The organism is Bifidobacteriaceae bacterium (assembly GCA_031281585.1).
In the GTDB taxonomy this organism is placed as follows: domain Bacteria; phylum Actinomycetota; class Actinomycetes; order Actinomycetales; family WQXJ01; genus JAIRTF01.
In genome coordinates, this window is sequence record JAITFE010000046.1 from 1 (window position 1) to 15,271 (window position 15,271).

Consider the following 15,271-nt stretch of genomic DNA (forward strand, 5'->3'; position numbering starts at 1 on the left):
CATCGTTCGACTTGCATGTGTTAAGCACGCCGCCAGCGTTCGTCCTGAGCCAGGATCAAACTCTCCATCAAAAAACAGAAAACAAAACCCCGACCAAACAAAAAATGTCCAACCGGTCCAAAAAACAAACCGGCGTCAACACAATCCACAAACACGCTATTGAGATAACAAACAACAAACCCACCCATGCGGGAAGGATTGCGCTGCGCCTCAACGGGCACAACTTGTCTAGCCTACCCCACCAGGGGAAGGCCATGCAAATCGGGGCCGACCCGTGCGGGTCGGCCCCGAAGAAGGATGAGAACGGTTAGAACCGCACGAAGACCGGGGTGCGGTACATCTCGCGGAACTGCACCACCGTGCCGGTGTGAGGCGCGTCCACCATCATGTTGCCGCCGGCGTAAATGCCGACATGCCCGGGGAACCAAACGATGTCGCCCGGTTGGGCCTGGTCGGCCGAAATGATGGTGCCGGCGGCCTTCTGATCCGAGTCGGTCCGCGGGATGGACTTGCCAAGCTGCGCGTACACGTACTGCGTGAAGCCCGAGCAGTCGAAGCCGGACGGGCTGGAGCCCCCGTAGACATACGGAGTGCCCACATAGCGCGCCGCGATCTCGAGGATCTCGTTTCCCGCCACCGACTGCGGGACGTTCTGAGCCGGGTCCACCGTCTTGGCCGGTCCACGCGGAGCGGCCTGCGGTTGACGCACCTGGCGGCGATTCTGAGTCGAGATCACCTGCTTCGGCTCCGGTTTCACAACCGTCACCGTTGGCGCCTCAAGCGACCAATCGGCCTCTTCGGGGACCGTGGCCAGCGACTCCGCGCCAATCACGGAGCGAGCCTCCGCCGCCAGGTTGGAGGCCTCAGTCATGCCGGTCGGCGTTGCAAACGCCGGCCCGGCGGCCGCCACCACCATGCCGCTGGCCGCGGCGACGGCGAAGGTCTTCTTGCCGAACGCTTGATCCGCCAACGCTGTCAGCGGTGTGGCCGGCTTCCCTGGGGATCTGTGCCTGGCCTTGTAATGGCGTGTTGCCACGTTTATCTCCTCGATCACCTGCGGAGTGAGCTGTCGGGTTCGGGCGGGAGAGCTGCCCTGCCGATCAACCGAGTCCGTTAGGACGCCAGTTGTCGGGTTCACCCCAAGGCGGCCTAAGCCGCCAACATAATGGGTCCTCCGCTCCTGCCTAGTCTTGATGGCGCAGCCCGGCGGCAGGATTCGGCTCCGTGCTGCGACCTGAAAAGGAGGGTTTCTCAGGCGGTCCCACCCTAGCGAGCGATTACAGCAAATGTCACGCTCAGATAACGAAAACCCGTGAGAACCCTGTGGAGATATTGTAAATGTCCAGGTCAGAGCGAGATGGTTGCCCCGGCGCAGATTTCCTCCCCATGCCTTGGGCAAGCTGGGCGCCGGCCCGCACACGGTTCCGAGCCCGCACGCATGGGCCTGGTCAGCCTGTGGTCCCGGTCCCGGCGAGGGCCGCCGCGGTCATTTCCTGACGGGTCGCCAGTTTGGCCCGCTCACGCCCCTCAGCGAGCCCGCGAGCCCGCTCTGCGGCGTCGATCGCCAGCCAGCCAGCCCACGTCACCACCGGCACGCCGCGGGCCTGCACAAGGCCCGTCAGGGAGTCCGGAGACCGGTCCGGGGCCGGCGTCAGCCCCGGCAAGTCCTCCACAATGTTCGCCACCGTCTCCATGGCGTCAGACTTGGTGGATCCGATCAGGCCCACCGGCCCGCGTTTGATCCAGCCGGTCGCGTACAAGCCCGCCAGCGGCCGGCCGCCCGGGCCCACGACCCGACCCGCCCGGTTCGGCACCACGCCCGCATCCGGGTCGAACGGGACGCCCTCGACCGGCGACCCGAAATAGCCGACCGCCCGGTAGACGGCCCCGACGTCAAAGGTGCGCGACTCGTCCGTGTCGACCACCCCGCCCAGGCCGTCCGGGGCGGTGCGGCGGAGCGTCAGCCCTGTGACGGCATCGGCGCCTTCAATCCGTTCCGGGCGCCAATAGAAGTGCAGGTGGACGCGCCGCTCGCCGCCGCTCCCGGGGGCGGCCCGCCACTGCTCCATTGTTTTGACGACCTGGCGCAAACGTCCGTTGGCTTTCATGGCCGCCTGGTCGGCATCGTCGAATTGGAAATCCCTGTCGTCCAAAACCATCTCGACGCCGGGCACCTGGCCGAGCTCCCTTAACTCCAAAGGCGAAAACTTGGCGGCGGCGGGCCCCCGGCGGCCGAAGACGTGGATGTCGCGGACCGGGGAGGCCTCGAAAGCGCGTCTGACGTGCTCGGGGATGTCGGTGCGGGCCAGGTCGGCGGGCCGCCGGGCGAGCACCCGGACCACGTCGAGGGCCACGTTGCCGTTCCCGATCACGGCCACCGACTCCGCCGCCAACGGCCAGACCTGGGAGTAGTCGGGGTGGGAGTCGTACCACGCGACGAAGTCCGCGGCGCCGAACGAACCCGGCAGGTCCGCCCCCTCGAGTTGCAGGTCCGCGTCCCGCAACGCGCCGGTGGCCAGGAGAATCACGTCGTACCGCTCTTTGAGCTCGGCCACCGTGACGTCCGAGCCGACCGTCACGTTGCCGAGGAAGCGGATGCCGCCGCGGTCCAGGATCTCGTGGAGCGAGTCCATGATCGACCTGATGCGGGGGTGGTCCGGCGCCACGCCATAGCGGATCAGGCCGAACGGGCTCGGGAGCGCCTCGATGACGTCGATTTGGGCGCCCGGGACCTGGCCCAGCAGGATGTCGGCGGCGTATAGGCCGGCCGGCCCGGCCCCGACCACGGCCACGCGGGGGGATTGGGTGAGTTCGGACAAGACGGCCGCCTTCCGGTCGCGGGGTAGCTAAGGTGTTTGGGCCGCGCTGGCGCGCGCCGCGAGCAATGGTACCGGCCGGGTGCCCGCCGCCGGGTCCGCCCCTCGCCGCGTTGCCGCTTTGTCCGATGCCGTCCGGCCGCCTCCGCTCGCCAGTCCCGGTCCCCGCGGTCGCCCTGTTTCGACGGCTGGGGCGGCTTGGGGCAGTCAGCCTTTGCGGCATTCCCGGGGACCGCCCCGGGGCTTGGCGGCCGGCGCGCGGGCGGGTGTGTCCCCGGCGTCGAAAGAAAGGACCGTCCCCAATCCCGCTCTGCTGGTTATTGGGGGTGGCCTGCCGGGTCTTGGGCGCGGGCGGGTGTGTCCCCGGCGTCGAACGAAAGGACCGTCCCCAATCCCGCCCTGCTGGTTCTTTTGGGGGTGGTCTGCCGGGTTGGGGCGCGGGCGGGTGTGTCCCCGGCGTCGAAAGAAAGGACCGTCCCCAATTGGGGGGCCGCGCCGCCCGGACGGGCCGGGCGGCGCGGGTTTCCCAGCGCGGGAGGCTAGCCCGTTAGCCTCCGCCGCCGCCAGGCGGCTAGGAGTAGCGCCACACCGGCGACGATCAACACGCCGGCCGCCCCCGCCAGGCCCGGCACCGCGCCCGCGCCAGTCGTCGGCAACGGGCTGGCGCTCTGGCCGCCCGTCGGGGCCGTCGTCGGGCCAGTTGTCGGGGTTGTTGGGGGCGTTGTCGGGGCGCCTGCCGGGTGGACCTCGAACGTGGTCGTTTGGGTGCCGGAGAGCGGGCCCGTCAGCTCTGCGGTGTGGGTGCCGGCCTCCGTGTCCGCCGGGATGGGCCAGGTGAACTCCACCCGGCCGTTCCCGTCCGCCGAGGAGGTTCCCACCGTCACCGGGGTGGAGCGCATCACGGCCGTGACCTGCTCGCCCGGCTGGAAGTTCACTCCCGTCGCCGTCTGGGACTCGCCCGGCCGCAGCGAAGACGCCGCCACCTCCACGCGGGGCAAACCGATCCGCCACTCCACCCGGGTCACATTCCCGGCCGCGTCCCGGTGCTCAACCGCCACCAAATCGCCCTCGGCCGCGTCCGGCACCAAGTCGCACTCCCACGACAAGTCCGCGCCCACCACCGCGGAGCACAGCTCCGCGCCGTCCGGGCCTCGGACAGTCACAGTGTGGCCGGGAGCCTCGCCCACGCCCGCGAGGCGGTCCCCCGCCGACGGGGTCAGCGGGCCCGGCACCGGCGGCAGGGCGTCGACCGTCAACGCCACCGGCGGGGACAGCTCCCCGCCCGGGCCCTCGATGTGGACCAGCAGCACCGTCCCGTCCGGCAGGCCCGCCGGCAGCGCGCAGTCGAACGACCCGTCCGCCGCCACCGGGCAGGTGACCAGCACCGCGCCGGTCGCCGCGTCCACGACCACCACCCGGAAGGTCCCCGCTCCCGCCAGCGGGGCGTCGCCGGGCTGCAACGAGCCCACAATCCTGGCGCCGTTCGTCGCCTCCAAAGCGGGCGCCAGCAGCGGCGTCCCCGCCGTGGCACCGCCCTGGAACCGCGCGGTCTGCGGGGAACCCGCCACCGGCGCGCCGCCGATCAACGCCGCGATGGTCCAGGTCGCCTCCTCCACAGAACGGAACTCGAAGACGGCCACCCCGTCCGAACCGGAAACCGCCGTCGCCGTCCCGGACGCCGGGCCGCTCGCCCCCGTGTAGGACCAAGCGAACCCGACCTCCACGCCCGGCAGCGGGGTCCCGGCCGCAGAGCGGACCAGCACCTCCGCCCGATGCGCGTCAACCCCGTCCGCCAGCCTCGTGGCGCCGCCCGCAGCCGTCGGGATGGTCAAAACCGACGCCGTCGGATCTGGTCCCGCAGGGCCGCCGCCGGCTTCGGCGAACACCACCACCGCCGGGGAACCCTCCGTGATCCGCACTCCCAACACCCTGGCGGTCACCTCGTACCGGCCCGCCGCGACCGAAGTCAACAACAAGTCCGCGCGCCCCGCCGCGTCAGCCGCCACCCTGACCGCCGCCGGCCCGAATGTGGCACCCGACCGCAGGCCCGCCGGGATGGCGAACTCCACGTCCAGCCCGCCTATCGGCGCCCCCGAGCCGTCCATCACATAAGCGGTCACCGTCTGGGTTGACACCCCGTCAGCCGGGGCCGACCCGGCCGGGCCGGCAAGCCTGCTCAGACCCGGGCCGGAGACCGGCAAACGGCCCACGAACTCCGCCGCCGCAGGCGAGCCGCCCACCGGCGCGCCCGCGATGGACGCCGAAACGGCCCACACCGCCGCCGCCTCGGAGGCGAACTCCCACACGGCCAACCCGTTTGAGTCCGATGCCGCCTGGGCGGTCCCAGCCTCAGTCCCGTATTCGGTGGTGTAGGTCCACGCGAACTCGACGTCCACACCCGCCACAGGCGTGCCGGACGAATCGACCACTCTCACCTCCGCGCGGTGCTTGTCCACGCCGTCCGCGACCTTGACCGCCCCGTCCGCGGCGGTCGGGATGGACAGGGACGACCTGCCCGCGTCCGGTTGGCCCGCGACCGGCTCGGCGAACACCACGTCAGCCGGGGAGCCGTCCAGCGCCAGGGCGCCCACCCGCGCCGACACCTGGTAGGTCCCGGCCGTCCCGGACGCGACGGCCAATGTGGCCACGCCCTCGGAATCCGTGGTCACCAAGACCTCGGCCGGACCGGTCACGCTGCCGGACCCGGCCGTCACTCCTGCCGGAATCTGGAAGGACACGTCAACGCCGGGGATGGCCAGGCCGTCCGCGTCCGTCACATAGGCCGTCAAGGTCTGGATGGCGGAGCCGTTCGCGGGCGCCGAACCCGAAGGGCCGACCAGGCGGCTCAAAGCGGGTCCCGCCGCCGGCGGGGCGGTGGTCCCCGCCAACCGCAACAGTTTGGTGGCCGTGTTCCCGGCGGCGTCCCGCGCGGTCACCGACACCCACCGGGCGCCATCCGCCACGGGCACGCCCGCCGCAGAACCGGTGAACGCAAAGGTACCGTCCGCGTCCGCGGTCAACTCAGTCACGTCGCCGGCCTGCACCAGCACCGTGTACCCGGCCAAGGTCTCCCCGGACACCGTGTAGTTGCCCGCCGCGTCCACATAGACCGCGCCGGAACCGTCAGCGTCCAGGAACAACGGCGGCTCGACCGCGCCGGTGGCGACGGCGAACCCGACGTAATTGGAGTCCCCGGAGGTGTTGACCGCGCCGACCCGGATCAGCCGGGACGGCTGGTCCGGATCCGCTGTGACCGGGATGTCGACGGCCTCGCCCGCCAGCGCCGTGCCGGACGCCAACACTTGGTCGCCCTCCAAAGCCTCCCAGTAGGCGAGGTCCTGCCCGAACGCCGCGTGGACCGTGAAGTCGCCGTCCGCCAAGACCGACAGGCCGCCGGACTCGTTCTCCGAGTCCTGGGCGGTGGCACCGGTGAACGTCAGGTAGACCTCGGGCGGGTTCGGCAGCGGCAGGGTCACCGGAATCGGATTGACGTACGCCCAGCACGGCACGGTCCAGGTGTTGTCGGCTTCCACGATGGTGCGGACCGGGGTGATCTCGAACCGGTAGCCAAGGCCCGGCTCCAGACCGCCCACATGCAGCCTGAACGACCCGTCTGCGGCCATCTGATCATGCGTGACCAGCCAACCCACCGGCTGTTCGTTCGCGACCGGTTCGCCGTCCACGTCGGTGAAATCGCCCTCGGCCGCCTCCGCGTAAACCTGGTTCCCGTCCGCGTCCAACGCGCGCACCTGGTAATCCAGGTAATCCGCGGCGGTGTCCTCGCCCGGGTTCCGCGCGCCCGTCCAGGTCAGGTCGAACGCGCCGTCGCCGACAGGCGCCACCAGGACCGGCTGGTCCCGGAAACCGAACAACTCGTAGGCGTTGGCGTGGTCGAACCCTTGGGGGGCCGTCGCCATGCCGACCATGGTCGGCACCGGCTCGCCGGTCTCCGGGTCGGTTTCGCCGCCGTCCCCTACCAGCACCGCCTGGACTTGGTAGGCGCCCGTCGCCAGGTCTTTCGGCAGGTCCGCCAGAGCGCCCGCAAGATCGATGGAGACCGGGGACACGCTGGTCACCGGGACGCCCTCAACCAGCGGGACGGCCGTGCCGGACCCGTCCGCCGCGACCAACGCCGCGTCGAGCGTGAAACTGCCGGCCGGGAACTGGCCCGTCGACGGGTTCACCAGGTTCCGGGTGGCGACGGTCAGCTTGCCCGAAGCCTGATCGAAGTCCACCGCGTCCAATCCCGGAATGGGGTCGGTTTGCAGTTGGTTCGCGGTGAACACCGCGCCGTCGTTGGAGGAGACCTGCCAGTACTGCGACAGGGCCGCGTCCAACGCCAACACGACGGAACCGTCGCCGTCCTCGCCCGCGTAGTCGAACGCGTTCACGGCGGGGTTGCGGGCCTCGCCCTGGGAGGTGCCAAGCTCACCGTCCGCCGCGGCGTCCCGCTCCCACACCAACGGGTAGTCCGCCCAATCGGTGGTGGCCGGGTCCCCGTCCACGTCGTAGCGAAGCGCCACCTGGTCGGCTTTCAAGCCGTTGACGGACACGATGTTGTTGTACCCGCCCTGGCCCGTGACCGGCGCCAAGTCGTAGGAGTCCTGCGGCACCGGCGGCTCCGACATTGGCGCGAACCCGGAGGTCCTCGCCCCGACCGCCTTGGTGGCGGCCTGCGCCCCCGGCTGTCCGAACGTCCCGACCAGACGGATCCCGCTCAACTCGATCTCGCCGACCTCGTTCCCGTCCTGGTCATACAGCGGGGCCGTTTCCGGCACCGCCGCGCCCACCGGGACGGAGGCCGCCAACGACCTCAACATGCCCGAGTTGATCTCGATCGAGTCCGAGCCGAGGAACCCCAAGTCGTAGCCGGCCCTCAAGTACGGGCCGGTCGGGACAATGTGGTGGCGGATGCCGATCCGGCCCCAGACCCGGCCCTGCAGCAGTTCCGCCTGCCCGTAGAACTCGTTTGGCTGCAGGTAGATCCCGATCTGCGCCAGGTTGAACGGCCCCAGACAGCCCCCGAAAAAGTCGCTGCAGAACTTCGGTATCCCGAAGTCCCCGACCAGGTGGCCGCCCCAGTCCGGCTTGCCCTGGCCTGTGTTGAGCGCCCAGTGGATCCCGCCGTTGTACTTCATGCCCAGCCACCACAGCGTGGGGGACCACACGCTGGCCGCCAGGTCGACGCTCGCCTTCGACAGCCGGGGTCTCCAGTCCGGCCAGCCGGGGGCCCACTCGGCCCCGGTCCAGTCCATGTCCAGGGTCGCCTTGGCCGGCTGCAGCGAGAACATGTCCAACATTCCGACCGACGCGGTCACCTCGCCCCTCAAATGGTCCATGCCCAGTGTGAAGTTCGTGTCGAGATCGATTGCTTCAAGCACGGAAATCCTCGCCTTGATCTGCACCGACAGGGGCGGCGGCACCGACCAGTTCTCCCAGTCGATGGTCTTGACCAGATTCTCCACGTAAAGGCCGCCGCCTTTCAGCGTCAGGATTCCCGGCGCGATGATGTCGAACCCCTTCTTCCCGTAGCCTTCTATCCCGAACCCGTTCGGCAGGAGCACCCCGTACCGCTCCGACTCCATCAAGTCGATCATGCCCGCGCCCTCGATGATGGAGAACTTCAAACTCATTTCGAACCGGTAGCGCCGCTCCCCGGCAATGGTGTTGATCTCCGCCTTCGCGTTGTTCCCCGACAGCACGTCCACGAAACTGAGGATCTCCTGCGCCCCGACCGGGTTGAACTCGCCTTTCGCCTCGACCCCGTCGAAACTCGACCGGCCGCCGTTGACCGAGTACTGCAGGCGCTCCAAGTTGATGTCGAGGTAGTTCTCCGCCACCCCCGGCACGCTGAGCGCCAGACGCCCTCCAAACATGTACTTGGCGTCCAAAATCTTGACCTTCGACACGTTCGCCTGCAAACCCCAGCCGGCCGGGAACGCCCAATCGCCGTCCAGGTTCCAGCCGAACTCCACATTCCTGAAAGTCGGGGAATTGTCCGGGTCCGCGTACTCCGACATCGAATACCTGACGCCCGCCCGCAGTTCCGCCTTCACGTTCTTTATCACGCCGACCGACTTGCCCATGAAGTGGCCGGTGCCGCCAGCCCCCTCAATGGTCACGTTCCCGCTCGACCCGGACACGGAGAACCACCCCGACTTTGTGATGTCGAAAGTGAACACCGAATGGACCACCACCTGGCCCCGCTCGAACTGGTACGCCCCGGTGGCGACGTTTCGCTTGACCTGCCCGGTCACTTTCAGCAGCACGGTCTTGCCCGCGCTGGCGGCGGCCAGGCGCATCGCCGCGTCGTCCTCGCCCAGCACCACCGAGTGCCGGTTGGCGCTGTCTGTGACCACGCCCAGCACCCCGTACGTCATGGGGCTCGCCTCGGCCGTGGGGTACATGACCAGCGGCACCGACTGGCCGCCGACCTCCAACTGCCACAGGGACCCGGCCGGGTTCCCGAATTGGGATTTGAACGATGCCGTCAACGAGACCGTCAGCGCCCCGTCCGAGCCGAGCCACACGCTAGCGTCCGAAGCCTGGAACCGCTTGTCGCCGTTGACCAGCCAGACTTGGCGCAACCTGGCCTGTTTGTCAGCCGGGTACCCGGCGAAGTCCGGGCCTTGGCCTTTGACCTGTTCCAACCCGGCGCCCGTCACCTTGATCGAAGACGCCGCCGACCACAGCCCCGAGTTGGCGACCGCCTGGTCCACCCTCAAATCGACCGGGATCCGCTTGGCCGCCACCGACAAGACCACGCTCCCCGGCGTCCAAGAGCCGGTGCCCTGGAAAGGCGGCATGGCGACCGACGCCATCCCCGAATAGCCTGTGCCCGACTTCTGGCCGGACCACCCCGCTGGAACGGCCGAGGAGCCGAGGGAAGCCCCCGTCACCTCGAACGAGTGATCGCCCAGGGAGGTCTCCAAGCCGAACTGGGCCGTGGCGCCCGGCTGGAACTTGGTGGTGGTCCAGTTGCCGGAGACCAACGACCAGTCCGAGCGGTCCGAGGGGGCTATCTCCACCCACACGCCGCCCGCCGTGACGGAAGACGGGAACGAAAGGGTGTGGCGCGGCATCGGCGCCTCGTTGACCTTGACGACCTGCACGTAGCCGGCGCTCAGCAACTCGCCGGAAATCACCGCCTGACCCGTCGCCGAAAGGTCGAACGGGCTCCCCCGCAGTTGGACCAGCTTGGTGCGGGTCCCGTCTCGGTTCGCCTTCGCCACCCACGCCTCCGCCGTGGCCGCGTAGTACTCCTCCGTGTTCGAGGCCTTCAACGTGACCGGCTGGCCCGTCCGCGTCACCAGCACGTCCGAGAGCGTCACAGACGCGTGCTCGGCCGGCTCGACCTCGATCACCGCCGTGCCCGGGCGCGACACGTGCACATAGATGTCCACGTCTCCCGCGCCGGGCGGGAAGAACGCGTAAAGCCCGCCCTCAGGGTCCGGCCAATCGGTGATCTGCCGGTGGACCCAGGTGCCGTGCGCGTCCTGGTAGCTCTGCGTCCCGTACAGCACCGGCTCGCTCCCGTCCGGCGTGATCGGCTCGAACCACGCGTTCCAGCCCACCTCGAGCAGGTACTGGGTGCTATCGCCCAGCGTCACGCCGGGGTCCAGGTGGTAGGTGATGTCGAACTGTGTGCGGTTCTCCGGCGTGACCGATTCGAACGGCCCCAGGCCCGTGGGGGCCACCGCGTTCCCGACCAGGTCTTTCAGCGCCGGGCTGCCCGCCAGCCGGATGTGATAGGCGGTGTTGAACTCGACGGGGTAATCAACGCTGTAAACGTTCCCCGACGCGTCCCAAGCGCCCGTCCGGCCCGCGTCCTCCGCGCCGGAGCCGACCGCCACGAACACCAGCGGCGCGGCGGCCTTGTCCATCGTCTCGCCGAACGTCACCTCGATCTTCCGCTTGTACGGGTCCGCCGCGACCTGCGGAACCGGCGCCGCGTCATCGACCACCCCGGAAAAGCCCGTCACCAGGCCAAGGCCGGCGTTCACCGAGAGCTGCATCACCACCGGGACGGAGGCGAAGTCGGTGTAGAAGTCGCCGTTCGCCTGCTCGGAGAACAACTCCAGTTGGTAGTCCCCAGCCGGAAGGCCGGCCATGGGCACCGACACCGTCCCGGACGCCGCGTCCCCCGTCGCCTTCAGCTTGGCGTAGTACTTCAACCCGCCCGACTTGAGCACGGCGGAGATGTACTGGTTCGCGCCCGTCGTGGCGCCGTCATACACGAACTGCAACGCGGCCCCCGACTGCCCCGCCTGGGCAGAGGTCGCCCGCACAGACAAGGCCTGGCCCGGATGCCACAGGGTGAACTTGACCGGCGCCGAGGGCGCCCCGCTGATCACCTGGAAGCCGTTGGAGACCGTCGCCCCAGACTTCGACCCCGCCCCCGAGGCCGGCGAGGAGAACAACACGTCCGACAAGTCCAAGCTCAACGCCGGGCGGACCGCGTGGGAGATTCTTTCGCCGGTGTCGGTGGACACCTTGAATGTCCGATCCACCGGTCCCTGCCCAATCACAGGCGCCGTCGCCCCGCCGTAAGTCCTGTCTCGGACCACGTACGCCTGGTCGCCCGCGTCCGCCACGCCCGTCCGCAACCACCAGCCCTTCGCACCTGACACGCCGTAGCTCAGCAGCAGGTGGTACGCAGTGGGGCCGGTAGAGAACCACTCCGGCGGCGCCGCCACGGCCCCGATCGCCTGCACCTCGTCAACGGACAGGGCCCAGAGCTTTTGGTCATAGGCGGCAAGCTCCCCGGTGACCCCGTCTTCAGGCATGAGCGTCCGGCCGTTGACGAACGAGAGCTCCGCCGCCGGGTATGTTGCCGCGATCTCATTCATCTTCCGGTACAGCGTGCTGTGGGCGTAGGAGTTGTGGCCCCACCTGTGCGACACGCCCGTGGACGCGTCCACGTATTCGAATATGCCCTCCCAATAGCGGGGGTGGTACCCGTCGCCGCACACGGGGGGAACGTTGCCGTTCGCGAGGTAGCAATACCGCTGCAGTTCGAGTTCCCCTGTCTCCCATTCGTCCCACTCCGCCGAAGGATGGAAGAGCTGTGATTCCGTGAACTCGTTGGGCCCGTAGTGCCTTTCATCCCATCGGTCGGCCTCGGGCATGTCCTTCAGCAGAAGCGTGACGCTGTCCGGCTGCGGGTAGACGCCGCCGTCCTGGTCGCCTATGACCCACCATTCCTTGCCCGCGAACGCCACCGTGGAGACGTTCCGGGTCAGGCCCGGCGCGCCCTCTTGGATGGCGACGGCCGCCTCCGCGTCCGGCGGGTCGAACGGCTGGGCCGCCAACACGGGGACGGTCAACGCCGCCGCCGCCGCGAAGGCGACGGCCCGGACGGTGGCGGCCCTCACGCGCAAATGGGGCCGGGGCCGGCGGTGTCTGGAAAGGCTGGGGACTGCGCGCATGATGATCTCCTCGGGTTGGGTTCGCGCTGTTTACAAGGGGTCTTTCGGAATGGTTTGTGATTGCGGGAGTCGGTCCGAGAAATGGGGACGGTACCTGTTTCCGGCGAGCCGGAAACAGGTACCGTCCCCATTTCTCTTCACCGTCCCGCTTCTTTCTCAGATGCGGCGCCGGCGCCAGGCAGCCATCAGCAGGACAGCGCCCGCCAGGACCGACACGACCGCCGTCCCGACCAGGCCGGGGATGGCCCCCGCGCCGGTCGTGGGCAGCGGGCTGCCGCTCTGCCCGCCTGTGGGGGCCGGGCCGGGCGTCGATGCCGTCTGCGCGGGACCGCTCGTCGGCGGTGGCTCCGTGGCCGGTGGCTCCGTCGGCGGCGGCTCCGTTGCCGGAGGCTCCGTTGGCGGGGGTTCCGTTGGCGGCTGCGTTGGTTCGCCCGCCGGCTCGACCTGGAACTCGACCGTTTGGATGCCGGAGAGCGGGCCCGTCAACTCGACGGTGTGGACGCCCGCCTCCGTGTCCGCCGGGACCGTCCAGGTGAACTCCACCCGGCCGTCCGCGTCCGCCGAGGAGGTGCCCACCGTCACCGGGGCGGAGCGCATCACGGCCGTGACCTGCTCGCCCGGCTGGAAGTTCACGCCCGTCGCCGTCTGCGACTCCCCCGGCCGCAGCGAAGACGCCGCCACCTCCACGCGGGGCAAACCGATCCGCCACTCCACACGGGTCACATTCCCGGCCGCGTCCCGGTGCTCAACCGCCACCAGATCGCCCTCGGCCGCGTCCGGCACCAAGTCGCACTCCCACGACAAGTCCGCGCCCACCACCGCGGAGCACAACTCCGCGCCGCCCGGGCCCAGGACGCTCACCACGTGGCCCGGGGCCTCGCCCGCCCCGGACGCCGCCGTCCCGTCAGAGGGCACCATCGCCCCCGGCGAAGGCGGCACCGCGTCCACCTCCACCAGGACCGCCGGAGACGCCGAACGCCCGACCCCCTCCAAGCGCACCGACAATCGGGCGCCGTGCCCCGCCGGCGGCGACAACGCCACCTCGAACGACCCGTCCGCCGCGACCGGGCCGCGCGCCAACTCCGCTCCGGTCGACGCGTCCGCCACCACCGCCACCAGACGGCCTGCGGCCGCCTCCGGCAGATCACCGGACTGCGCCCGCCCGGAAACCCGCGCGCCGTTCGACGGGTCCGCCGAAGGCGCCAGCAAAGGCGCGCCCGGCCCCGGCTGCGTGAACACAACCGAAGCAGGGGAGCCCTCAGTGACGGCAACCGAGCCGTAAACAGTGGTCACCACCGCGGTGACCTGGTAAGTCCCCGCAGCCGCCGCCGTCAACGAGAGCACCGCCCTCCCGGCCGCGTCAGCGGCGACGGACACCACCGCCGGGCCGACCACCAGCCCCGCCTTGACCCCGGACGGGATGGAGAACACCACGTCCGCGCCCGGCAAAGCGCGGCCCTGGGCGTCCAAAGCCCACGCCGTGACAGCCAACTGCGACGACCCGTCAGCCGGCGCCGAACCCGCCGGGGACTCCAACCGGGACAACCCCGGACCGGAAACCGGCGGGCGGCCCTTGAACTCCGCCGTCTTCGGGGAGCCGCCCACCGCGACCCCGCCGACAGACGCCGACACGGTCCAGACGGCCTCGTCGGCGGAGGAGAACTCCCACACCGCCACCCCGCCCGAACCGGCCGTCGCCTGGCCCGTCCCCGAACGGGGCACACCCGCGCCGTCCACATAAGACCACGCGAAGTCCACCACCGCCCCGGGCATCGGCGCGCCAGCCGCGTCCACAACCGCCACCACCGCGCGGTGCTTCGCGACGGCATCGGCCAACACCGTCAACCCGCCGACAGCGGTCGGGACGGTCAACTGGGACGCCGCCGCGTCCGGCGGCACCAACGCCGGCAACACGTCGAACTGGGCGGATTCGGTGCCCGACAAGGCCCCTGACAACTCCACCGTGTGCGACCCCAAGACCGTCCCCGCGGGGATAACCCACTGGAACTGGGCGCCCCCAGCCGCATTCGCGTTGCCAGACCCAACCGGAACAGAACCCGGCTGCAAAACAGCCTCCACCAGTTCCCCGGGCTGGAAATTGGTTCCCGTCGCGGTCTGCTGCTCGCCGACCCGCACCTGCGGCACAACCACAGACGCCCCCGGCAGGCCGATCCGCCACGACACAGACGCCGCGTTCCCAGCCGCGTCCGAATGCTCCACCGAAACCACGTCCCCCACTAAGGCGTCCGGAACCAGGTCGCACGTCCAGGAAAGGTCCGCCGCCACCTGGGCGCGGCACAACTCCACGCCGCCGGAGCCTCTCACCACCACCGCGACCCCGGCGGCCTCGCCGGTCCCGGACAACGCAGCCCCGCCGGACGGGGAGACCGTCCCCGGCCACGGCGCCACCGCGTCGACCACCACCTGGGTCGCCGGAGACACCGCCCCCGCCGCGCCCTCCAACCGCACCGAGAACCGCGCCCCGTCAGCCAAGACCGGCGCCAACGCCACGTCGAACCCGCCGCCGCCGGCGACCTGCGCCCGGCCCAACTCCACCCCCGAAGCGTCCAACGCCACAGCCTGAAGCGACCCCGCCTCGGCCTCCTCCACATCCCCGACCTGGACAGTCCCAACCGCGCGGGAACCGTTCGACGGGCCCACCTGGGGCGGCTGCAACGGCCGCCACGCGGGCGCCCCGCCTTGGAACTCGGCGAGGGCCGGGGAGCCCGGCACGACGGCGCCCTCGACTTGCGCCTCGACCGTCCACAAGGAGTCCTCCACCGCGGTGAAGTCCCACGAGGCGACCCCGTTGGCCGCCGATGTCGCCGTCGCGGTCCCAGCCGCGGGCCCGTTCCGCCCGTTGTAGGACCATTTCAGGACAACCTCCTGGCCCGCCACCGGCACGCCGCCAGCGGTCAGCAGCGACACCTCCGCGCGGTGCGCCTCCACGCCGTCCGCGCGGACCGTGGCGCCGCCAGCAGCTGTCGGGATGGCCAACGCCGAGTTCCCCGGATCGGCCTGCGTGCC

4 protein-coding genes and 1 rRNA gene are annotated in these 15,271 nt (G+C 70.1%); all 5 read right to left on the reverse strand.

Features of this window, described 5'->3' with window-relative positions:
• Positions 1–71: ribosomal RNA gene (locus LBC97_04800) — 16S ribosomal RNA — on the reverse strand; the annotation flags it as partial.
• A 236-nt stretch (positions 72–307) separates the two neighbouring features.
• A complete protein-coding gene (locus tag LBC97_04805; GenBank protein ID MDR2565371.1) occupies positions 308–1,036 on the reverse strand; it encodes a C40 family peptidase in 729 nt (242 codons plus the stop codon).
• A 412-nt stretch (positions 1,037–1,448) separates the two neighbouring features.
• On the reverse strand, positions 1,449–2,819 hold the full coding sequence (locus LBC97_04810; GenBank protein MDR2565372.1) for an FAD-dependent oxidoreductase: 1,371 nt from the start codon (positions 2,817–2,819) through the stop codon (positions 1,449–1,451).
• Positions 2,820–3,355: 536 nt separating this feature from the next.
• Entirely contained in the window at positions 3,356–12,190 is an 8,835-nt protein-coding gene (locus LBC97_04815; protein ID MDR2565373.1) for an Ig-like domain-containing protein, read from the reverse strand.
• A gap of 210 nt (positions 12,191–12,400) precedes the next feature.
• The coding region (locus tag LBC97_04820) for an Ig-like domain-containing protein (GenBank protein ID MDR2565374.1) at positions 12,401–15,271 on the reverse strand (2,871 nt) is incomplete at its 5' end.